Source organism: Rhizobium sp. AAP43, assembly GCF_001296045.1.
Taxonomy (GTDB): Bacteria; Pseudomonadota; Alphaproteobacteria; order Rhizobiales; family Rhizobiaceae; genus Allorhizobium.
Genome location: NZ_LJHS01000026.1, coordinates 108,198 through 128,948, shown reverse-complemented (window position 1 = coordinate 128,948; position 20,751 = coordinate 108,198). Strand labels below are relative to the sequence as shown.

At 59.3% G+C, this 20,751-nt stretch carries 20 protein-coding genes and 3 tRNA genes; 22 read left to right on the top strand and 1 reads right to left on the bottom strand.

Features of this window, described 5'->3' with window-relative positions; all coding sequences use genetic code 11:
• Positions 1–53: 53 nt before the first annotated feature.
• Positions 54–129 (bottom strand) — tRNA-Val (locus IP76_RS15060).
• Positions 130–501: 372 nt separating this feature from the next.
• Here IP76_RS15060 and IP76_RS15055 point away from each other — a divergent pair.
• From IP76_RS15055 to IP76_RS14950, 22 genes are all read left to right on the top strand, one after another.
• Positions 502–578, top strand: a tRNA-Asp gene (locus IP76_RS15055).
• 63 nt (positions 579–641) lie between these two features.
• Positions 642–718, top strand: a tRNA-Asp gene (locus tag IP76_RS15050).
• A gap of 231 nt (positions 719–949) precedes the next feature.
• Complete coding sequence (locus tag IP76_RS15045) at positions 950–1,315, top strand: NADH-quinone oxidoreductase subunit A (RefSeq protein ID WP_054159112.1); 366 nt, start codon at positions 950–952, stop codon at positions 1,313–1,315.
• Positions 1,306–1,887, top strand: coding sequence for an NADH-quinone oxidoreductase subunit B family protein (locus tag IP76_RS15040; protein WP_054159045.1), 582 nt, complete (start codon positions 1,306–1,308; stop codon positions 1,885–1,887). Before IP76_RS15045 ends, IP76_RS15040 begins: the two co-directional genes overlap by 10 nt.
• A 15-nt stretch (positions 1,888–1,902) precedes the next feature.
• On the top strand, positions 1,903–2,505 hold the full coding sequence (locus IP76_RS15035) for an NADH-quinone oxidoreductase subunit C (protein ID WP_054159044.1): 603 nt from the start codon (positions 1,903–1,905) through the stop codon (positions 2,503–2,505).
• A 17-nt stretch (positions 2,506–2,522) separates the two neighbouring features.
• On the top strand, positions 2,523–3,713 hold the full coding sequence (locus IP76_RS15030; protein ID WP_054159043.1) for an NADH-quinone oxidoreductase subunit D: 1,191 nt from the start codon (positions 2,523–2,525) through the stop codon (positions 3,711–3,713).
• The gene (locus IP76_RS15025; RefSeq protein ID WP_054159042.1) at positions 3,713–3,958 is read left to right on the top strand and encodes a hypothetical protein; all 246 of its coding nucleotides are present in this window, start codon (positions 3,713–3,715) and stop codon (positions 3,956–3,958) included. Before IP76_RS15030 ends, IP76_RS15025 begins: the two co-directional genes overlap by 1 nt.
• A gap of 18 nt (positions 3,959–3,976) precedes the next feature.
• Positions 3,977–5,083, top strand: coding sequence for an NADH-quinone oxidoreductase subunit E (locus IP76_RS15020; protein ID WP_054159041.1), 1,107 nt, complete (start codon positions 3,977–3,979; stop codon positions 5,081–5,083).
• A 13-nt stretch (positions 5,084–5,096) separates the two neighbouring features.
• The gene (nuoF, locus tag IP76_RS15015) at positions 5,097–6,401 is read left to right on the top strand and encodes an NADH-quinone oxidoreductase subunit NuoF (RefSeq protein WP_054159040.1); all 1,305 of its coding nucleotides are present in this window, start codon (positions 5,097–5,099) and stop codon (positions 6,399–6,401) included.
• A 13-nt stretch (positions 6,402–6,414) separates the two neighbouring features.
• Positions 6,415–7,125 carry a hypothetical protein gene (locus IP76_RS15010; protein WP_054159039.1) on the top strand — a complete coding sequence of 237 codons (711 nt, stop codon included), beginning with the start codon at positions 6,415–6,417 and terminating at the stop codon, positions 7,123–7,125.
• 145 nt (positions 7,126–7,270) lie between these two features.
• Entirely contained in the window at positions 7,271–9,352 is a 2,082-nt protein-coding gene (gene nuoG / locus IP76_RS15005) for an NADH-quinone oxidoreductase subunit NuoG (RefSeq protein ID WP_054159038.1), read from the top strand.
• A 12-nt stretch (positions 9,353–9,364) separates the two neighbouring features.
• The gene (nuoH, locus tag IP76_RS15000; RefSeq protein WP_054159037.1) at positions 9,365–10,408 is read left to right on the top strand and encodes an NADH-quinone oxidoreductase subunit NuoH; all 1,044 of its coding nucleotides are present in this window, start codon (positions 9,365–9,367) and stop codon (positions 10,406–10,408) included.
• 36 nt (positions 10,409–10,444) lie between these two features.
• Complete coding sequence (gene nuoI / locus IP76_RS14995) at positions 10,445–10,933, top strand: NADH-quinone oxidoreductase subunit NuoI (protein ID WP_054159036.1); 489 nt, start codon at positions 10,445–10,447, stop codon at positions 10,931–10,933.
• Positions 10,934–11,080: 147 nt separating this feature from the next.
• Positions 11,081–11,695: an NADH-quinone oxidoreductase subunit J gene (locus tag IP76_RS14990; protein WP_054159035.1), complete on the top strand. Its 615-nt coding sequence runs from the start codon at positions 11,081–11,083 to the stop codon at positions 11,693–11,695.
• Between the two features lie 29 nt (positions 11,696–11,724).
• The gene (gene nuoK / locus IP76_RS14985) at positions 11,725–12,033 is read left to right on the top strand and encodes an NADH-quinone oxidoreductase subunit NuoK (RefSeq protein WP_054159034.1); all 309 of its coding nucleotides are present in this window, start codon (positions 11,725–11,727) and stop codon (positions 12,031–12,033) included.
• A gap of 7 nt (positions 12,034–12,040) precedes the next feature.
• Complete coding sequence (nuoL, locus tag IP76_RS14980; protein WP_054159033.1) at positions 12,041–14,038, top strand: NADH-quinone oxidoreductase subunit L; 1,998 nt, start codon at positions 12,041–12,043, stop codon at positions 14,036–14,038.
• Positions 14,038–15,549, top strand: a complete 1,512-nt coding sequence (locus IP76_RS14975; RefSeq protein ID WP_054159032.1) for an NADH-quinone oxidoreductase subunit M — start codon at positions 14,038–14,040, stop codon at positions 15,547–15,549. The genes nuoL and IP76_RS14975 overlap by 1 nt, the downstream gene beginning before the upstream one ends.
• 18 nt (positions 15,550–15,567) lie before the next feature.
• Positions 15,568–17,013, top strand: a complete 1,446-nt coding sequence (gene nuoN, locus IP76_RS14970; protein WP_054159031.1) for an NADH-quinone oxidoreductase subunit NuoN — start codon at positions 15,568–15,570, stop codon at positions 17,011–17,013.
• Positions 17,010–17,777 (top strand): biotin--[acetyl-CoA-carboxylase] ligase, encoded by a 768-nt coding sequence (locus IP76_RS14965; RefSeq protein ID WP_054159030.1) that lies wholly within the window; start codon positions 17,010–17,012, stop codon positions 17,775–17,777. Before nuoN ends, IP76_RS14965 begins: the two co-directional genes overlap by 4 nt.
• A 19-nt stretch (positions 17,778–17,796) precedes the next feature.
• Positions 17,797–19,464 carry a ribonuclease J gene (locus tag IP76_RS14960; RefSeq protein ID WP_054159029.1) on the top strand — a complete coding sequence of 556 codons (1,668 nt, stop codon included), beginning with the start codon at positions 17,797–17,799 and terminating at the stop codon, positions 19,462–19,464.
• Positions 19,465–19,573: 109 nt separating this feature from the next.
• The gene (gene mce, locus IP76_RS14955) at positions 19,574–19,978 is read left to right on the top strand and encodes a methylmalonyl-CoA epimerase (RefSeq protein WP_054159111.1); all 405 of its coding nucleotides are present in this window, start codon (positions 19,574–19,576) and stop codon (positions 19,976–19,978) included.
• A gap of 151 nt (positions 19,979–20,129) precedes the next feature.
• Positions 20,130–20,399 (top strand): DUF1467 family protein, encoded by a 270-nt coding sequence (locus IP76_RS14950; RefSeq protein WP_054159110.1) that lies wholly within the window; start codon positions 20,130–20,132, stop codon positions 20,397–20,399.
• Positions 20,400–20,751: the final 352 nt, after the last annotated feature.

The following is a 20,751-nucleotide window of genomic DNA, read 5'->3' as shown; positions in this document are numbered from 1 at the left end:
GGCAAACGCTACAAGCGAAGGACAACAGAACTGCCAACAATTTTCGAGAAAAATGGTGGGCGATGACGGACTCGAACCGCCGACATCCTCGGTGTAAACGAGGCGCTCTACCAACTGAGCTAATCGCCCGCTCGCTAGCCGGATCATGTCCGCCGCGTCGGTGGCCGTGATCTATGCGGATCGCGGAAAATCCGCAAGGGTTTTTCTTGAGATTTTTTCTTTTTTTGCAGAGCTCGTCCGTAGCGCATGTGGAAAACCTGCTGAATAACGCTGCAAAACCTGAGATCTCATCTGCGGCGTGGTGTCGCGAAGCGCGCGACTGGGGTTCATTTGCGGGATGGCGCCGGTGAGGGCGGTAAGGGGCAATGGGGATAAAATTCAGTCGGTCACTGTTTTGTCTTGAAACCTGCTTGACACCTCCGGACGAACCCCTTAGAGACCCGCTCATCGAACGGGTTAGCCCGCTCGGCGGGGTCGCCCTGACCCCTCAAATGGAAATGCGCGGGTGTAGCTCAGTTGGTTAGAGTGCCGGCCTGTCACGCCGGAGGTCGCGGGTTCGAGCCCCGTCACTCGCGCCATTCCCATTTAAAATCAAGGCATGCCGCTTCGGTGGCACCATGGACAACTGTTCATGAAAATGCGCGGGTGTAGCTCAGTCGGTTAGAGTGCCGGCCTGTCACGCCGGAGGTCGCGGGTTCGAGCCCCGTCACTCGCGCCACTTCATTGTGTACCTCCTCCTCAATATTTGATTTTTCTTGTGTGTTTCGCATTTGCGCAAGACAGGCTTTTTACCTGCTGGTAGTGTGACATTCGGTATCGGGTGAAAAGGCTTCTGCCGGACTTGCACTGGCAGTCCGGCTGCGCTAACCACGGCTCGTTGCAACTCTCTTTCGGCTTGTCGGCTCCGCCCTATATGCCATTCGGCATGTGAGACAAGCAGGGTGATATGATGACTGATCTGCTCAGTTCCTACCTTCCGATCGCCATCTTCATCGGTATATCCCTCGTCATCGGCATAGCGCTTCTCGTTGCGCCTTTTGCCGTTGCGTATCAGGCACCCGATTCGGAAAAGCTGTCGGCCTATGAGTGCGGCTTCAACGCTTTCGACGATGCGCGCATGAAATTCGATATCCGTTTCTATCTGGTGTCGATTCTCTTCATCATCTTCGATCTTGAAGTCGCTTTCCTGTTCCCCTGGGCAGTGTCCTTCAGCGAAATTGGCTGGTTCGGTTTCTGGTCGATGATGGTCTTCCTCGGTGTGCTCACCGTTGGCTTTATCTATGAATGGAAGAAGGGGGCGCTCGAATGGGAGTGATCCAATCCGACGCCACGCTGGTGGCACCGCAGGCCAAGGGCATTATTGACCCCAACACGGGCAAGCCCATCGGCAGCGACGACCGGTTCTTTGGCGAGATCAACAACGAGCTGGCGGACAAGGGCTTCCTTGTCACGTCAACCGATGAGCTGATCAACTGGGCCCGTACAGGTTCGCTGATGTGGATGACCTTCGGTCTGGCGTGCTGCGCCGTCGAAATGATGCAGCTGTCGATGCCGCGTTACGACGCCGAGCGCTTCGGCTTTGCGCCGCGCGCCTCACCGCGCCAGTCTGACGTGATGATTGTTGCCGGCACGCTGACCAACAAGATGGCGCCCGCACTCCGCAAGGTCTATGACCAGATGCCGGAGCCGCGTTACGTCATTTCCATGGGCTCCTGCGCCAATGGCGGCGGTTATTATCACTATTCCTATTCCGTCGTGCGCGGTTGCGACCGTGTCGTGCCGGTCGACATCTATGTGCCAGGCTGTCCCCCCACGGCAGAGGCGCTGCTGTATGGCGTGCTCCTGCTGCAGAAGAAGATCCGGCGCACCGGAACGATCGAGCGGTAAGGAAGGGACGAGACAATGAGTGAAGCCCTGAACGAGCTGGCATCCTACCTGCAGGAAACGCGCGGCGCGCTGATTGCATCCAGCGAGATCGCCTTTGGTGAACTGACTCTGGCCGCGAAGTCGGAAAACATCATCTCGCTGCTGACCTTCTTGCGCGACGATGTCCAGTGCGGGTTCGTCAACCTGATCGATATCTGCGGCGTCGACTATCCGGCGCGCGAAGATCGGTTCGATGTCGTTTATCATCTGCTGTCCCCGCGCCAGAACCTGCGTATCCGCATCAAGGTCGCAACCGGCGAATTCAAGCCTGTGCCGTCAGCCTGCCCGGTATTCCCCGGCGCCGACTGGTTCGAGCGCGAGGCTTGGGACATGTACGGCATCCTGTTTACCGACCATCCGGATCTGCGCCGCATTCTGACCGACTACGGTTTCGAAGGGCATCCGCTGCGCAAGGACTTCCCCACGACGGGCTTCGTCGAGGTTCGTTATGACGATAGCGCCAAGCGCGTCGTTTACGAGCCGGTCGAGCTGAAGCAGGAATTCCGCAACTTCGACTTCCTCTCGCCCTGGGAAGGCACGGACTACGTGCTGCCCGGTGATGAAAAAGCGGCAAAGTGAGCGGAAGGGCAGGGACCATGACAGAACACAACGTCCGCAACTTCAATATCAACTTCGGCCCGCAGCATCCGGCGGCGCACGGCGTTCTTCGCCTCGTCCTGGAGCTTGACGGCGAAATCGTCGAGCGCGTTGATCCGCATATCGGTCTGCTTCACCGCGGCACCGAGAAGCTGATCGAGACCAAGACCTATCTTCAGGCGCTGCCTTATTTCGATCGCCTCGACTATGTCGCGCCGATGAACCAGGAACACGCCTATTCGCTGGGCGTTGAAAAGCTGCTCGGTCTGGAAATTCCGATCCGTGGCCAGCTGATCCGTGTTCTCTACTCGGAAATCGGCCGTATCCTTTCGCACCTTCTCAACGTCACAACTCAAGCCATGGACGTTGGCGCATTGACGCCGCCGCTCTGGGGCTTTGAAGAACGCGAAAAGCTGATGGTTTTCTATGAGCGCGCGTCCGGCGCGCGCATGCACGCAGCCTTTGTCCGTCCGGGCGGCGTTCACCAGGATCTGCCGCATCAGCTGGTCGAAGATATCGGCAAGTGGTGCGACCAGTTCCCGGAAAAGCTCAACGATATCGACGACCTCCTGACGGGCAACCGCATTTTCAAGCAGCGTAACGTCGATATCGGCGTCGTCAGCTTGGAAGATTGCTGGGCCTGGGGCTTCTCCGGCGTCATGGTCCGTGGGTCCGGCGCTGCCTGGGATCTGCGCAAGTCGCAGCCTTACGAGTGCTATGCCGACATGGACTTCGATATCATGGTCGGCAAGAACGGTGACTGCTACGATCGCTACCTGATCCGCATGTTCGAAATGCGTGAGTCGGTGAGGATCATGAAGCAGTGCGTCAATCGCCTGCTGGGTGATGCCAAGACCGGACCGGTTTCATCGCTGGACGGCAAGGTCGTTCCGCCGAAGCGTGGCGAGATGAAGCGCTCGATGGAAGGTCTGATTCACCACTTCAAGCTCTACACGGAAGGTTATCACGTGCCGGCCGGTGAGGTTTATGCCGCCGTTGAAGCGCCGAAGGGCGAGTTTGGCGTCTATCTGGTCTCCGACGGCACCAATAAGCCTTATCGCTGCAAGATCCGCGCTCCGGGGTATGCGCATCTGCAGGCGATGGATTTCCTGTGCCGCGGTCATCAGCTGGCCGACGTTTCGGCGATCCTCGGATCGCTCGACATCGTGTTCGGGGAAGTTGACCGCTGATGCTGAAGCTTGTCGCCGCCACTGTCATCTGTCTCATGGCCACCCAGGCGGTGGCCGAGGATCAGACCGCTCTGACGTCGACAACATCGTCATCCACGATGGAAAAGCTCATCGCGCAGGGATATGAGATCAAGAGTTCGACCTGGACTGGGTCCAAGCTCTTCGTGTTCCTGCAGAAAGACAATTCGGCCTATGCCTGCGAATTCGCCAATGTGACGAATACGCGGTGTGGTTCCATAAACTGAGACAAGGCGTGAGGAAGTATGTCCGTTCGTCGACTAGCCGAAGAGCAATTCCAGCCGGCAGGCTTTTCCTTCAATGCGGAAAATGCCGCCTGGGCTGAAGCCACCATTCGCAAGTATCCGGCGGGCCGCCAGCAATCGGCGGTCATTCCGCTGTTGATGCGTGCACAGGAGCAGGATGGCTGGGTGACCAAGGCGGCGATAGAATTCGTCGCCGAAATGCTCGACATGGCCTATATCCGTGTCCTCGAGGTCGCGACCTTCTACACCCAGTTCCAGCTGCGTCCGATCGGCACGCGCGCGCATATTCAGGTCTGTGGCACCACCCCCTGCATGCTGCGCGGCGCGGAAGATCTGATCCATGTGTGCAAGTCCAAGATTCATGCCGAGCCCTTCGAGCGCAATGCTGAGGGCACTTTGTCCTGGGAAGAGGTCGAATGTCAGGGCGCCTGCGTCAACGCGCCGATGGTCATGATCTTCAAGGACGCCTATGAAGATCTGACGCCGACCCAGCTCGAGCACATCATCGACCGTTTCGCCGCAGGCAAAGGCTCCGACATCAAGCCGGGTCCGCAGATCGACCGTATCCATTCTGCACCCGTCGGTGGCCCGATCGCGCTGACGGATGAAATCCAGCCGATTCGCTTTAGCGACCACGCTGACGCGGCTCGGGCTGCAGCACCTTCAGTGCCGCCGGCTAACGCTGCAAAGCCCGTGACGGATGCGCCTGAGACTGACAAGAGGCTGAAGACGCCGGCAACAGCCAAAAAGGCTGCGGCGGAAAATGCCAAGGTTGAAGGTGGCAATGCCGATACGGCTCGTCCCGTTGAGACCGCCTCGGTTGCTGACGAAAAGAACCGTCCTGCTGGGATCGAGCGCCCCGCAACGCCGGACGATCTAAAAATGATCTCGGGCGTCGGTCCGAAGATCGAGGCAACGCTGAACGGTCTTGGAATCTACACGTTCGAGCAGGTCGCCAAGTGGAAGAAGGCGGAACGCGAGTGGGTGGATACCTACCTGAAGTTCGCCGGCCGCATTGAGCGGGACGACTGGGTCAAGCAGGCCAAGGCGCTCGCCAAGGGTGGCGAAGCTGAATACATCAAAGTCTTCGGCAAGAAGCCGCGCTAAGGGGTAGAGAGACATGTTGAAGGATCAGGATCGCATCTTTACCAACATCTATGGCCTCAAGGACAAGTCCCTGAAGGGTGCCATGGCGCGCGGCCACTGGGATGGTACCAAGCAGATCCTCGAAAAGGGTCGCGACTGGATCATCAACGAGGTCAAGAATTCGGGTCTGCGCGGCCGCGGCGGCGCCGGCTTCCCGACGGGCTTGAAGTGGTCCTTCATGCCGAAGGAATCAGATGGCCGTCCGCATTACCTCGTGGTCAATGCCGATGAATCCGAACCCGGTACTTGCAAGGACCGCGACATTCTGCGCCACGATCCGCACACGCTGATTGAAGGCTGCGTAATCGCGTCCTTCGCCATGGGCGCGCATGCAGCCTATATCTATGTGCGTGGCGAGTTCATGCGCGAGCGTGAGGCTCTGCAGGCGGCAATCGACGAGTGCTATGACGCAGGCCTCCTCGGCAAGAACAACAAGCTCGGCTACGACATCGACATCTATGTCCACCATGGTGCCGGCGCTTATATCTGCGGTGAAGAAACAGCATTGCTCGAAAGTCTGGAGGGCAAGAAGGGCCAGCCGCGCCTGAAGCCGCCATTCCCGGCGAACATGGGTCTCTATGGCTGCCCGACGACGGTCAACAACGTCGAATCGATTGCTGTGACGCCGACCATCCTGCGCCGTGGCGCCGGCTGGTTCTCGTCCTTCGGTCGCCCGAACAATGTCGGCACGAAGCTGTTCATGATCTCCGGCCACGTCAACCGTCCCTGCACGGTTGAGGAAAGCATGGGCATCACCTTCCGCGAAATGATCGAAAAGCATGCCGGTGGTATCCGCGGGGGATGGGACAATCTGCTCGCCGTCATCCCGGGTGGTGCATCCTGCCCGGTCGTCAAGGCAGAGGACATGATGGATGTCGTGCTCGACTTCGACGGTCTGCGCGAAGTGAAGTCGTCCTTCGGCACCGGCGGCATGATCGTCATGGACAAGTCCACGGACATCATCAAGGCGATCTGGCGCATTTCAGCCTTCTTCAAGCATGAGAGCTGCGGCCAGTGCACGCCATGCCGTGAAGGCACGGGCTGGATGATGCGTGTCATGGAGCGCATGGTGAAGGGCAATGCCCAGAAGCGTGAAATCGACATGCTGTTCCAGGTGACCAAGCAGATCGAGGGCCACACGATCTGTGCGCTCGGCGATGCGGCTGCCTGGCCAATCCAGGGCCTTATCCGCAATTTCCGTCCGGAGATCGAGGCGCGCATCGACCAGTATACGCGCAATGCGATCGCCCACGGCGTCGTCATGGAAGCGGCAGAGTAAGGGATCGGGGGCAATGGCAGGCTCTTCGGACAAGAGCGGGGACAAGGGGCCGGATAGACCGGCTGAACCCGCTCGGCCGCCCGAAGGTCTTGATGCGCTGATGAACAACCCGGCGGCAACGATTGCCGCCGCAACCGCCTTCGGCCTTTCCATGGCAACGCAGATGAGCCGGTTTTGGCTGGGCTCGCTGCAGGGGGCGATGGAAGTGACTGGCCAGCTGGCACGCCAGCTTGAGGAAGAGCGGAAGGCCGCTGATGCCGTTGGGCGTTCCCCGGCAGAGGTTGAGAAGGAGACGCAGGTTCCGGCGACCGCTGTGAAGTCGGCGACGGAGCCCAAGGCTGAGAAAGCGGTCACGGTGAAGCCAAAGGCAGCGCCAGCAAAGGCGAAGCCGAAGGTCCGGCAGGGAGATGCTATGGCATCTGTGCCGGATCGATCGCCGAACGAGGCATCGGCACCGAAGAAGGTGTCGACGTCGAAGAAGACGGGTGGCAAGGCTGACGATCTGAAGAAGATCGATGGGATCGGGCCAAAGATTGAACAGCTTCTGAAGGGCAGGGGGATTGCCCGCTTTCAGGATCTGGTCGACCTGGATGACAAGGCGCTGGCGGCGCTGGACGCGGAGCTGGGCCTTGATGGCCGGGCCCTGCGGGATGATTGGACAGGACAGGCGCGTCGGCTGGTTATCGGCTCGGCCAAGTCACGTAAGGTCCGCTCAGGCAGTTGAGTTTAGGGTCTGGCTGCGCGGGATGCGGTAAGCCGGACTTGATGGGATAAAACGGGCGGATTGTGGTCGGGCTCGACCACAATTGGCCAACCGGGGCGGAAGTGCCACGGGGATATACGCGGAAGCGTGAGGCAGGAAGGCGAATATGGCAAAGCTGAAGGTCGACGGCAAAGAGATCGAGGTTCCGGATCATTTCACGCTGCTGCAGGCGTGCGAGGAAGCCGGCGCTGAAGTTCCGCGCTTTTGTTTCCACGAACGGCTGTCGGTCGCCGGCAATTGCCGCATGTGCCTTGTCGAGGTGAAGGGCGGCCCGCCAAAGCCGGCAGCATCCTGCGCCATGGGCGTGCGCGATATCCGCGGCGGCCCGAACGGTGAACTGGCTGAAGTCTTCACCAACACGCCGATGGTCAAGAAGGCCCGCGAAGGCGTGATGGAATTCCTGCTGATCAACCATCCGCTGGATTGCCCGATCTGCGACCAGGGCGGCGAATGCGACCTGCAGGACCAGGCCATGGCCTTCGGTATCGACAGCTCGCGCTACACGGAAAACAAGCGCGCCGTCGAAGACAAGTATATCGGACCGCTGGTCAAGACCGTGATGAACCGCTGCATCCACTGCACGCGCTGCGTCCGCTTTACCACCGAAGTTGCCGGTATTGCCGAACTCGGCCTGATCGGCCGTGGCGAAGACGCCGAGATCACCACCTATCTCGAGCAGGCGATGACGTCGGAGCTCCAGGGCAATGTCGTTGACCTCTGCCCGGTCGGCGCGCTGACCTCCAAGCCCTTCGCCTTCACCGCCCGTCCGTGGGAACTCAACAAGACCGAATCGATTGACGTGATGGACGCGCTCGGCTCTGCGATCCGCGTCGACACGCGTGGCCGCGAAGTCATGCGCATCATGCCGCGCGTCAACGAGGAGATCAACGAAGAGTGGATCTCCGACAAGACCCGCTTCATCTGGGATGGCCTGAAGACCCAGCGTCTCGACCGTCCATACGTGAAGAAGGATGGCCGCCTGCAGGCAGCCTCCTGGGCTGAAGCCTTTGCCGCAATCAAGTCCGCTGTTGCTGCCACCTCTGCTGACAAGATCGGTGCCGTCGCCGGTGACCTCGCTTCGGTCGAAGAAATCTTTGCGCTGAAGTCACTCGTCAATGCACTCGGTTCGTCGAATACCGACTGTCGCCAGGATGGGACGGCACTTGATCCGTCGCTCGGCCGCTCGACATACCTGTTTAACGCTGGCATCGAAGGCATTGAATCGGCTGACGCAATTCTCATCGTCGGTGCGAACCCACGCTATGAGGCGGCCGTGCTGAACGCCCGCATCCGCAAGCGCTGGCGCCGCGGCGGTTTGCCGATCGGTGTAATCGGTGAAGGCGGCGAGCTGCGTTACCCCTATGACTATCTCGGCGCCGGGGCTGATACGCTTTCGGATCTCGTATCCGGCAAGAACAACTTTGCCGAGACGCTGAGGGCAGCCAAGAACCCGCTGATTATCGTCGGCCAGGGCGCGTTGACGGGTGCTGACGGCAAGGCTGTTCTTTCCAATGTTGCAAAGCTTGCAGCAGATGTCGGGGCCGTGTCCGAAGAGTGGAACGGCTTCTGCGTCCTGCACACGGCAGCATCCCGCGTTGGCGGTCTTGACCTTGGCTTCGTGCCGGGCGAGGGCGCGGTCGCTGCAGGTGATATGCTGTCGTCGCTTGACGTCGTCTTCCTGCTCGGCGCTGACGAACTGGACTTCTCTGCCAAAACCGCCAAGTGCGTCGTCTATATCGGCAGCCATGGTGACAACGGGGCGCATCACGCCGACGTCATCCTGCCGGGTGCGACCTATACCGAAAAGTCGGGCACCTGGGTCAATACAGAAGGCCGCGTCCAGATGGGCAATCGCGCCGGTTTTGCGCCGGGTGAAGCTCGTGAAGACTGGGCGATCCTGCGTGCGCTTTCCGACGTGCTCGGCAAGAAGCTACCCTTCGATTCGCTGTCGCAACTGCGCGCCGCGCTCTATGAGCAGCAGCCACATTTTGCTGCAGTCGACCAGATCGCTACGTCTCCGGCAGCCGACATTGTCGCACTGGCGAAAAAACCCGGTAAGATCGGCAAGTCTCTGTTTGCGTCGCCGATCAAAGACTTCTATTTGACGAACCCGATCGCACGTGCTTCGGCCGTCATGGCCGAGTGCTCGGCATTGGCCCGCAACAATTTCAAGGCTGCGGCAGAGTAAGGGCAGGGGACCATGGATAATTTCGTTTCCACCTATGTATGGCCTGCGGCCATCATGATCGGGCAGTCGCTGCTGCTGCTCGTCTGCCTGCTGGTGTTCATCGCTTACATCCTGTTGGCAGACCGCAAGATCTGGGCAGCTGTCCAGCTGCGCCGCGGCCCGAATGTCGTGGGTCCCTGGGGTCTGTTCCAGTCCTTCGCCGACCTGTTGAAGTTTGTCTTCAAGGAGCCGGTCATCCCGGCTGGCGCCAACAAGGGCGTCTTCCTGCTGGCGCCGCTCGTCGCCGTGACTTTGGCGCTTGCGACCTGGGCCGTCATTCCGCTGAATGCGGGTTGGGTGATCGCCAACATCAATGTCGGCATCCTCTTCGTCTTTGCCGTCTCGTCGCTCGAAGTCTACGGCATCATCATGGGTGGCTGGGCTTCGAACTCGAAGTACCCGTTCCTCGGTGCGCTGCGTTCCGCAGCCCAGATGGTGTCCTACGAAGTCTCGATGGGCTTCGTGATCGTCACCGTTCTGCTGTGCGTGGGTTCGCTAAACCTCACCGACATCGTCGTTGCCCAAAACAATGGCCTCGGCACAATGATGGGCCTTCCGGCCTCCTTCCTCGACTGGCACTGGCTGGCACTCTTCCCGATGTTCGTGATCTTCTTCATCTCGGCACTGGCAGAAACCAACCGTCCGCCCTTCGACCTTCCGGAAGCCGAATCCGAACTCGTTGCCGGCTTCATGGTCGAATACGGCTCGACGCCCTACATGATGTTCATGCTTGGCGAATATGCGGCCATCGTTCTCATGTGCTCGCTGACCACGATCCTCTTCCTTGGAGGGTGGTTGCCGCCGGTCGATATCGCGATCCTGAACTGGGTCCCGGGTATCATCTGGTTCGTTCTCAAGGCGGGCCTGGTCTTCTTCATGTTCGCCATGGTGAAGGCATTCGTTCCGCGCTACCGCTATGACCAGTTGATGCGTCTTGGCTGGAAGGTCTTCCTTCCGATCTCGCTCGCCATGGTCATCATCACCGCATTCGTGCTGAAGCTGATGGGTTGGGCGTGATGCCCTCCCGGAAGTTTCGGTGATTTGGAGAATAAGATGGCGATTGCACAGGCTATCAATTCACTCTTCCTGAAGGAGTTCGTCGGCGCCTTCTTCCTGTCGATGCGTTACTTCTTCAAGCAGAAAGCGACGATCAACTATCCGTTCGAAAAGGGCCCGGTTTCGCCGCGTTTCCGCGGCGAGCATGCGCTGCGCCGCTATCCGAACGGCGAAGAGCGCTGCATCGCCTGCAAGCTCTGCGAGGCGATCTGTCCTGCCCAGGCCATCACCATCGAGGCCGGCCCGCGCCGCAACGACGGCACCCGCCGGACGGTGCGTTACGACATCGACATGGTGAAGTGCATCTATTGCGGCTTCTGCCAGGAAGCTTGCCCGGTTGACGCGATCGTCGAAGGTCCGAACTTCGAGTTCGCCACCGAGACCCGCGAAGAACTCTATTTCGACAAGGCGCGGTTGCTGGACAATGGCGACCGCTGGGAACGCGAAATCGCACGCAACATTGCGATGGACGCTCCTTACCGCTGATCCCTCGGGATCGTTTCCGCTTCAGCGAGGCGTAATGCCTCGCCGCAGCATCTGTATTCGTAAACGGCATGTCGGTGGGGATACCGCCATGCCTTATCGGGCGACGGGGCAGGGCCCTCGTCCGGGGGAAGATGAAAAGGCACCAACATGGGTCTTCAGGCTCTCTTTTTCTATCTCTTCGCCTTTGTCGCAGTGGCTTCGGCCTTCATGGTGATATCGGCTCGGAACCCGGTCCATTCGGTCCTGTTCCTCATTCTGACCTTCATCAATGCGGCTGGTCTTCTGCTCCTCACGGGTGCTGAATTCCTGGCGATGATTCTTCTCGTCGTCTATGTCGGCGCGGTTGCGGTTCTCTTCCTCTTCGTCGTGATGATGCTCGACATCGACTTCACCGAGCTTCGCGCAGGGGCTGCGAAATATGCACCGATCGGCGCATTGATCGGCCTGATCGTTGCGGTCGAGCTGATCGTCGTGATCGGCGGCAGCGCGATCAGCCCGGAAGCGAAGAACGCGATCACCCAGCCGATCCCGGCGGTTGCCGAGCGTCAGAACACGCAGGCCCTCGGTGACGTGCTCTACACGGACTACGTCTTCTTCTTCCAGATCGCGGGCCTCGTCCTGTTCGTTGCCATGATTGGCGCGATCGTGCTGACGTTGCGCCATCGCACCAATATCAAGCGCCAGGACATCTCCGCCCAGGTCGCCCGCACGCCGGAAACTGCCGTCAAGGTGGTCAAGGTCAAGCCGGGCCAGGGCGTCTGAGCCGAGCACGAGGTCAAGGAACGTATATTATGGAAATCGGTCTTTCCCACTACCTGACGGTCAGTGCCATGCTCTTCACCCTGGGTGTTTTTGGCATCTTCCTGAACCGCAAGAACGTCATCGTCATTCTGATGTCGATCGAGCTCATCCTTTTGGCCGTGAACATCAACATGGTCGCCTTCTCGACCTTCCTCGGCGACCTTGTCGGCCAGGTCTTTGCCCTGTTCATCCTGACAGTGGCGGCGGCGGAAGCGGCAATCGGCCTCGCGATCCTGGTGGTCTTCTATCGTAATCGCGGCTCCATCGCCGTCGAAGACGTCAACGTGATGAAGGGCTGATACGGCTATGCTGATCTACAAAGCTATCGTCTTTCTCCCGCTGATCGGTTTCCTGATTGCTGGCCTGTTCGGCCGCCAGATCGGCGCCAAGGCGTCGGAATATGTCACAACCGGTCTGATGGTCGTGGTCGCGATCCTCTCCTGGATTGTCTTCTTCCAGGTCGCCATGGCGCATGAAGCGCATGAGATGATCAAGGTCCCGGTCCTGCGCTGGATCCAATCCGGCGGCATCGACGTCGAATGGGCACTGCGCATCGATACGCTGACAGCGGTTATGCTGGTCGTCGTCAATTCGGTCTCGACCCTCGTCCATCTCTATTCGATCGGCTACATGCATCACGATCCGCATCGGCCGCGCTTCTTTGCCTATCTGTCGCTCTTCACCTTCGCGATGCTCATGCTCGTCACGTCGGACAATCTGCTGCAGATGTTCTTCGGCTGGGAAGGTGTTGGTCTTGCGTCCTACCTGCTGATCGGTTTCTGGTTCAAGAAGCCGTCCGCGTCTGCCGCTGCCATGAAGGCCTTCATTGTCAACCGCGTTGGTGACTTCGGCTTCATCCTCGGCATTTCCGCCCTCTTCGTGATGTTCGGTTCGATCAACTTCGAAACGATCTTCGCGTCTGCACAGTCCTACCTGCCAGCCGATCCTTCTGCGGCACCTGAAGTGGTTCTGAACCTTTTCGGCATGCAGCTGGACCGCAGCCACGCGCTGACCGGCGCCTGCCTGCTGCTGTTCATGGGCGCCATGGGTAAGTCGGCGCAGTTCCTGCTGCACACCTGGCTCCCGGACGCCATGGAAGGCCCGACCCCGGTCTCCGCTCTTATCCATGCGGCGACCATGGTCACCGCCGGCGTCTTCCTCGTCGCGCGCATGTCGCCCATTTTTGAACTGTCGCCGGATGCCCTGACGGTGGTCACGGTTGTCGGTGCCATCACCGCCTTCTTTGCGGCAACCGTCGGTCTGGTGCAGAACGACATCAAGCGCGTCATCGCCTATTCGACCTGCTCGCAGCTCGGCTACATGTTCGTGGCGCTCGGCGTCGGTGCTTATGGTGCGGCCGTCTTCCACCTCTTCACACACGCCTTCTTCAAGGCGCTTCTGTTCCTCTGCGCCGGCTCGGTCATCCATGCGGTCGACGGTGAACAGGACATGCGCTACATGGGCGGCCTGCGCCCGCACATCAAGTGGACCTTCCGCATGATGCTGCTCGGCACGCTCGCCATTACCGGCGTCGGCATTCCGTTCACGTCCGTCGGCTTTGCCGGCTTCTTCTCAAAAGACGTGATCATCGAAGCGACATTCGCCTCGCATTCGGCTGTTTCAGGTTTCGCCTTCACGCTCCTTGTAATCGCTGCTCTATTCACGAGCTTCTATTCCTGGCGCCTGATGTTCCTGACCTTCTTCGGCAAGCCGCGTGCCTCCGCCGATGTCATGCATCACGTTCATGAATCCCCGATGGTCATGCTGATCCCGCTCTTCATGCTGGCTGTTGGGGCAGTCTTCGCCGGTGTTGTGTTTGAAGGCTATTTCTACGGCCATCACTACGCAGAATTCTGGAAGGGCGCGCTGTTCACCCTGCCAGGGAACGAGCTGCTCGAAGAGTTCCATCACGTTCCGGCCTGGGTTGCGCTCAGCCCCTTCGTGGCAATGCTCCTCGGTTTCGTCACGGCTTGGTACATGTACATCAAGAACCCGTCGGCGCCGAAGAAGCTGGCTGAGCAGCAGTGGATGCTCTACCAGTTCCTGCTCAACAAGTGGTACTTCGACGAGCTCTATGACTTCCTCTTCGTTCGTTCGTCCAAGGCCCTCGGCCGCTTCCTGTGGAAGAAGTCGGACGTCGCCGTCATCGACGCCTATGGTCCGAATGGCGTTGCCGCCGCCGTGGGCGGTCTGACACAGAAGGTTGTCCGCCTGCAGTCGGGTTACCTCTATCACTATGCCTTCGCGATGCTGATCGGCATTGCGGCCCTCGTTACCTGGATGATGCTCGGGAGCTCCCTCTGATGACCGATTGGCCCATTCTCTCGACGGTCACCTTCCTTCCTCTGGTCGGCGTGGCTCTGCTCCTGCTGACCCGTGGTGACACCTCTCTTGGCCGCCGCAACATCCTGAATGTCTCGCTGATGACGACGGTCTTTACCTTTGTCGTCTCGCTCTTCATCTGGATCAATTTCGACAATTCCAATGTCGGCTTCCAGATGGTTGAGAAGCACAGCTGGCTCGGCACCGGAATTTCCTATCACGTCGGTGTCGACGGCATTTCCATGCTGTTCGTCATTCTGACGACCCTTCTCATGCCCTTCTGCATTCTCGCGAGCTGGACCTCGGTGGAGAAGCGCCTGAAGGAATACATGATCGCCTTCCTGGTCCTCGAAACACTGATGATCGGCGTCTTCGTGTCGCTCGATATCGTGCTTTTCTACGTGTTCTTCGAGGCGGGCCTCATTCCGATGTTCATCATCATCGGCGTTTGGGGTGGCAAGGACCGCGTCTACGCGTCCTACAAGTTCTTCCTCTATACGCTGCTCGGCTCCGTCCTGATGCTTCTTGCCATTATGGCGATGTACTGGCAGGCCGGTACTACCGATGTCGTACAGCTTCTGGACTATGATTTCCCGGCGTCGATGCAGACATGGCTGTGGCTCGCCTTCTTCGCATCCTTTGCGGTGAAGATGCCGATGTGGCCAGTGCATACCTGGCTCCCGGATGCGCACGTACAGGCGCCGACAGCGGGCTCAGTCATTCTGGCCGGGATCATGCTGAAGCTCGGTGGCTATGGCTTCCTGCGCTTCTCGCTGCCAATGTTCCCGCTGGCCTCCGACCTCTTCGCACCGATGGTCTTTGCGCTCTCCGTGATCGCGATCGTCTACACGTCGTTGGTTGCGATGATGCAGGAAGACATCAAGAAGCTGATCGCCTATTCCTCGGTTGCTCATATGGGCTACGTGACCATGGGCATCTTCGCTGCCAACCAGCAGGGTGTTCAGGGCGCGATCTTCCAGATGATCAGCCACGGCTTCGTGTCCGGCGCGCTGTTCCTTTGCGTCGGTGTGATCTACGACCGTCTGCATACCCGCGAGATTGCGGCCTATGGCGGTCTGGTCAATAACATGCCGAAATATGCGGTCGCGTTCATGATCTTCACCATGGCCAATGTCGGTCTTCCCGGCACGTCTGGCTTCATTGGCGAGTTCCTGACACTGATCGGCGTGTTCCGCGTCAACACCTGGGTCGCGCTCATCGCCGCAACGGGTGTGATCCTGTCGGCAGCCTATGCCCTTTGGCTCTATCGCCGCGTCGTCTTCGGTGCGCTCGAAAAGGACAGCCTGAAGGCCTTGCTCGATCTCTCTGCACGCGAAAAGCTCGTGCTCTACCCGCTGGTCGCTCTCACCATCTTCTTCGGCGTCTACCCGGCTCCGATCCTTGATGCCACGGCTGCGTCCGTCGACCATCTGGTGAACAACTACACCGCAGCCTTGCAGGCAGCCCAGTCTCTGGCGCTGATTGCGAACTGACGACAGGATCCTTTGGACATGACCGCTGAAACTCTCATCACTAGTCTGCATCTGGTCACGCCGGAACTGATCCTGGCCGTGGGCGCCATGGTGCTGCTCATGATCGGCGTCTTTTCCGGCAACCGCTCGACCAACCTCGTCACCGGCCTTGCCGTGGCGCTTTTGATCTTCGCGGGCGCCTGGCTCGTCTTTTCGGGCGGCGAGGGCCAAGCCTTCAACGGCGCCTATATCGCCGACGGCTATTCGCGCTTCATGAAGATCCTGGCCCTGACTGGCTCGGTCGTGGCGATGATCATGGCCGTTGGCCATGCTCGTTTCGACCATCTCGACAAGTTCGAATTCCCGGTGCTGCTGGTTCTGGCGACACTCGGCATCATGCTGATGATCTCCGCCAACAACCTGATCACGCTGTACATGTCGCTGGAACTTCAGTCGCTGGCGCTTTACGTTGTCGCAGCGATCAACCGTGATAGCCTGCGCTCGACGGAAGCGGGTCTGAAGTATTTCGTGCTCGGTGCGCTGTCGTCCGGCATGCTGCTCTACGGCATGTCGTTGGTCTACGGCTTCACCGGCAATACCGGCTTCGAGCAGATCTCCGCTGTTCTCTCGCAGGGCGAACCTTCGCTTGGCCTGATCTTCGGTCTGGTCTTCGTCCTCGCCGGTCTTGCATTCAAGATCTCGGCCGTTCCGTTCCACATGTGGACGCCGGACGTCTACGAAGGTGCTCCCACCCCGGTGACTGCCTTCCTGGCTGCGGCTCCCAAGATTGGCGCCATGGCGATCATGGTCCGTGTTGTGATCGACGCCTTCATGCCGATCTTTGCCGAATGGCAGCAGATCATCGTGTTCATCTCGATCGCTTCCATGGTTCTCGGCTCAGTGGCCGCGATCGGTCAGCGCAACATCAAGCGCCTGATGGCCTATTCCTCCATAGGTCACATGGGTTACGCCTTGGTCGGTCTTGCCTCGGGCAGCGAAACCGGCATCTCGGGCGTCCTTCTGTACATGATGATCTATCTGATCATGACGCTCGGCTCCTTCGCTTGCATCATGGCGATGCGTCGCAAGGAAGGCGGCAATGTCGAGAACATCGACGATCTCGCTGGCCTCTCGACGACGCGCCCGTTCATGGCGTTTGTCCTCACGGCACTGATGTTCTCGCTGGCAGGTATCCCGCCACTCGCAGGCTTCTTCGCCAAGTACTTCGTCTTTGTCGCAGCCGTCGAGGCCAAGCTCTACGCGCTCGCCATCATCGGCGTCGTCGCGTCGGTTATCGGTGCCTTCTATTACCTGCGGGTGGTAAAGGTCATGTGGTTCGACGAACCGAAGGGCGAGTTTGCCCGCACGGCGATTGAGCTGCGCCTTGTCTTTGGCCTGTCGGGTCTCTTCGTCCTCGGCTACATCTTCTTCGGCGGCCCGCTTGGCACAGCCGCAGAAGCGGCTGCAAAGACGCTGTTTAATTGACCAGCCTTTCGCACACGCGCCGGATATCGATTGACGATTTCCGGCACGAGGCCCTCGACGAAGTCTCGTCCACCAATACGGAAGCATTCGCCCGCGCTCGCGCGGGCGAAGCTGGTTTTCTCTGGATCACGGCCGAGCGCCAGTCCGGCGGCCGCGGGCGGCGCGGTCGCGAATGGGTTTCCGAGCGCGGAAACCTTTATTCCTCCCTTCTTCTGATTGATCCGTCGACGCAGGAACAACTCGCTTCCTTGCCTCTCGCCGTGGCGCTGGCCGTGCGAGCCGCGATTGCCAAAGTCATGCCGCCAGGCGGCGAACCGGTTGATATCAAGTGGCCGAACGATGTGATGATCGGTCGCCGCAAAACCTCCGGCATTCTTCTCGAGGCCGAGCGTTTGCTGGACGGCAAGCTGGCGCTCGTGATTGGTATTGGCATCAATATTCGCGAGAGGCCGGATCTCGCGCTCTATCCCGTCACCTCGCTCGCAGATCAGGGCGTATCGATCGGACCGCAGGAACTTTTCGCCCATCTCTATGTCGAGATGGCGGAAATTCTAAGCGTATGGGATCAGGGCCGGGGGATCGCCGAGATCGTTCGGCGCTGGCGCAGTGTCGCTTGTGGTATGGGTGAGAAAATTACGGTGAACCTGCCGGATCGCTCGATTTCCGGTATCTTTTCCGGAATCGATGATAAGGGACTTTTATTGCTCGACCGCGGCGCGGATGGAATTCTGTCGGTTGCCGCCGGTGATGTGTTTTTCGGGTAGGACTGGAACGGAAAGAAGAATGACCAAGAACGACGAACTGGTTTTCCTGCCACTGGGCGGCGTGGGCGAAATCGGCATGAACCTCGCACTGTACGGTTACGGTCCGCCGTCAAACCGCCAGTGGATCATGGTCGATTGCGGCGTGACCTTTGCCGGTCCCGACCTGCCGGGCGTCGATCTCGTGCTTCCCGATATCCGTTTTATCAAGGCGCAGAAGAAGAACCTCAAAGGCATCATCATCACCCATGCGCATGAGGATCACTACGGCGCATTGAACGATCTCTGGCCGGGGCTCAACGTGCCAGTCTATGCATCCGGCTTTACTGCCGGCATGCTGGAGGCCAAGCGCGCCTATGAAGGGTCTCGCGCGGAAATCCCGATAACGCCTTTCAAGCAGGGCGACCGGATCAATGTCGGTCCTTTCGAAATTGAAGCGATTGGGGTTAACCACTCGATCCCGGAACCGATGTCGCTGGTCATCCGCACGCCGCTCGGCAATGTCGTCCATACCGGTGACTGGAAGATCGACCATAATCCGTCACTTGGGCCGATGACCGATGAGGCCCGTTTCCGCGCCGTCGGCGACGAGGGCGTTTTGGCCCTTCTCTGCGACTCGACCAATGCCATGCGTGACGGTGTTTCTCCGTCTGAAGAGGAGGTCTCTGAAGGTCTGCGCAAGATCATCGAGGCTGCGGAAGGTCGTGTTGCGATCACCACTTTCTCGTCGAATGTCGGTCGCATCCGCTCGATCGCCCAGGCGGCGGAAGCCGCCGGTCGCGAAGTGTTGCTGCTTGGCAGTTCGCTGAAGCGTGTAACGGCAGTGGCTTATGATATCGGCATCATGGAAGGCATCCAGCCCTTCATCGCCGAGGATGAGTATGGCTATATCCCGCGTGACAAAGTCGTCGTCATTCTCACGGGCAGCCAAGGCGAGCCTCGTGCCGCGCTCGCCAAGCTCTCGCGCGACGAAATGCGCAATGTGGCGCTTGCCGCCGGCGATACCGTCGTCTTTTCCTCGCGCGCTATTCCGGGCAACGAGAAGGCGATCCTCGACATCAAGAATGGCTTGATTGAGCAGGGCGTGCATATCGTGACGGACAGCGATGCCCTCGTGCATGTGTCCGGCCATCCGCGCCGCAACGAGTTGCTGAAGATGTATGAGTGGACGCGTCCGCAGATCCTGGTGCCAGTCCATGGCGAAGCCGCGCACCTGGTTGCGCAGCGCGAACTCGGCCTTCAGGCGGGTATCGGTCAGGTGCCGCGTGTACGCAACGGCGATGTCCTGCGTCTGGCCCCCGGCCCTGCGGAAGTCATCGATGAAGCACCCTTCGGCCGGGTGTACAAGGACGGCCGCTTGGTCGGCTCGATGGATGAGATGGGGATCTCGGACCGCAAGAAGCTGTCCTATGTCGGCCATGTCGCCGTCAGCGTTCTCCTCGACAGCCGCTTCGATTTCATCGGAGACCCGGATGTGGTTGCCTTTGGTCTTCCGGAACTGGACCATGAAGGCGAATTGATGGAAGACACGCTCTATGATGCGGTGCTTGGCGCCGTGGAAAGCATTCCGCGCAGCCGGCGGAAGGAACTGGAAACGGTTCGCGAATCCATCCGCCGCTCGGTCCGCTCCGCCGCCAACGAGGCCTGGGGCAAGAAGCCGATCGTGACGGTGTTCCTGACCAAAGTCTGAGGGACTGATAAGGCGGGCCGAGACTAAGGTGCTGCGCGCACGATGCGGCGCGCAGATGCCAGTCTGGCACCCTTGGTCGCACTCGCTGCTCTCACCTGAGGAGGACATGATGCTTGGTCGCGTCAATCATATCGCCATTGCCGTTCCGGATCTTGCTGCAGCCACAACATCCTATCGCGACACGCTTGGCGCGCGTGTTTCGCAGGCAGAAGCTCTGCCGGAGCATGGCGTGACAGTGGTTTTCGTCGAGCTTGAAAACACCAAGGTCGAGCTTCTCGAGCCGCTCGGTTCCGATTCCCCGATTGCTGCCTTCCTGGCCAAGAACCCAGCCGGGGGAATGCATCATATCTGCTATGAGGTCGCCGATATCGTCGCAGCGCGCGAGGACCTGGTACGGTCTGGTGCCCGTGTGCTCGGCTCCGGCGAGCCGAAGATCGGCGCGCATGGCAAGCCCGTGCTGTTTCTGCATCCCAAGGATTTCTTCGGCACTCTGATCGAGCTTGAGCAGGTCTGATTAGTCACTCATTGCCAGAATTTGTCGCGTGGGCAAGCCGGTTCCTGCCATGCGACGCTTTGGTCTTTGAGCTTCGAGCATCGCGGTATTATAGAAGAGCTGCGCCGGATCGCCCGATGGGATCGGCATGGATCGGCATAAGGAGTTGAAGATGGCGATTATCTCCGCCTTTGCAGTATATTTCGTCATCTGGTGGCTGACGCTTTTTGCGGTCCTGCCGATCGGCCTCAGAACTCAGGCGGAAGACCAGAGCGTGACACCTGGGACAGTCGCAAGCGCTCCCAGTCGTTTTCGCGGTGGCCGCATTTTCTTGCTGACCACGTTCGTATCGGCTCTGATCTACGGTGCATGGATCGCGGGGGAGGCCGTTTTCGGCTTCAGCATGAAAGACCTGCCGGTCATCATTCCCGCTATTAAATAAGTACGGAGGCGGCGGGCAGTGCCCGCCGAATTCTTTTGACGAACTTGCCCGTCAACAGGGCAAAAAAAAACAAGGTCGCGAGACCTTGTTCTAATATTCGCGTGATCCTTCACCACTTAAGGGGCTGCGACGAGGCGCGCCAAAGATCTGATCCTCCCAAGACTTGACCGCGAGTATGACAAGAATTTGTTCTTCCTGCCTGTTTTATGGGCTGAACCTAGCCCAAACATTTACCGTTGTCACTACCCAATCATGCAGATTTGTTACACTTGGACGAAAAAAGTGTTGATGGAAAATTTGTCGCAAGAAAGTCATCAAAACGACGTCTCCAACGCGTTGATACATGTCTAAG

Excerpts from the sequence above, each read along its gene's own strand:
- nuoH (WP_054159037.1), top strand. The coding sequence starts at position 9,365 with ATGGATAATTTCGTTTCCACCTATGTATGGCCTGCGGCCATCATGATC.
- IP76_RS15010 (WP_054159039.1), top strand. The coding sequence starts at position 6,415 with ATGGCAGGCTCTTCGGACAAGAGCGGGGACAAGGGGCCGGATAGACCG.
- IP76_RS14990 (WP_054159035.1), top strand. The coding sequence starts at position 11,081 with ATGGGTCTTCAGGCTCTCTTTTTCTATCTCTTCGCCTTTGTCGCAGTG.
- IP76_RS14950 (WP_054159110.1), top strand. The coding sequence starts at position 20,130 with ATGGCGATTATCTCCGCCTTTGCAGTATATTTCGTCATCTGGTGGCTG.
- nuoN (WP_054159031.1), top strand. The coding sequence starts at position 15,568 with ATGACCGCTGAAACTCTCATCACTAGTCTGCATCTGGTCACGCCGGAA.
- IP76_RS14975 (WP_054159032.1), top strand. The coding sequence starts at position 14,038 with ATGACCGATTGGCCCATTCTCTCGACGGTCACCTTCCTTCCTCTGGTC.
- IP76_RS15040 (WP_054159045.1), top strand. The coding sequence starts at position 1,306 with ATGGGAGTGATCCAATCCGACGCCACGCTGGTGGCACCGCAGGCCAAG.
- nuoF (WP_054159040.1), top strand. The coding sequence starts at position 5,097 with ATGTTGAAGGATCAGGATCGCATCTTTACCAACATCTATGGCCTCAAG.
- IP76_RS15045 (WP_054159112.1), top strand. The coding sequence starts at position 950 with ATGACTGATCTGCTCAGTTCCTACCTTCCGATCGCCATCTTCATCGGT.
- IP76_RS15020 (WP_054159041.1), top strand. The coding sequence starts at position 3,977 with ATGTCCGTTCGTCGACTAGCCGAAGAGCAATTCCAGCCGGCAGGCTTT.
- mce (WP_054159111.1), top strand. The coding sequence starts at position 19,574 with ATGCTTGGTCGCGTCAATCATATCGCCATTGCCGTTCCGGATCTTGCT.
- nuoL (WP_054159033.1), top strand. The coding sequence starts at position 12,041 with ATGCTGATCTACAAAGCTATCGTCTTTCTCCCGCTGATCGGTTTCCTG.
- IP76_RS15030 (WP_054159043.1), top strand. The coding sequence starts at position 2,523 with ATGACAGAACACAACGTCCGCAACTTCAATATCAACTTCGGCCCGCAG.
- IP76_RS15025 (WP_054159042.1), top strand. The coding sequence starts at position 3,713 with ATGCTGAAGCTTGTCGCCGCCACTGTCATCTGTCTCATGGCCACCCAG.
- IP76_RS14960 (WP_054159029.1), top strand. The coding sequence starts at position 17,797 with ATGACCAAGAACGACGAACTGGTTTTCCTGCCACTGGGCGGCGTGGGC.
- IP76_RS15035 (WP_054159044.1), top strand. The coding sequence starts at position 1,903 with ATGAGTGAAGCCCTGAACGAGCTGGCATCCTACCTGCAGGAAACGCGC.
- nuoG (WP_054159038.1), top strand. The coding sequence starts at position 7,271 with ATGGCAAAGCTGAAGGTCGACGGCAAAGAGATCGAGGTTCCGGATCAT.
- nuoK (WP_054159034.1), top strand. The coding sequence starts at position 11,725 with ATGGAAATCGGTCTTTCCCACTACCTGACGGTCAGTGCCATGCTCTTC.
- nuoI (WP_054159036.1), top strand. The coding sequence starts at position 10,445 with ATGGCGATTGCACAGGCTATCAATTCACTCTTCCTGAAGGAGTTCGTC.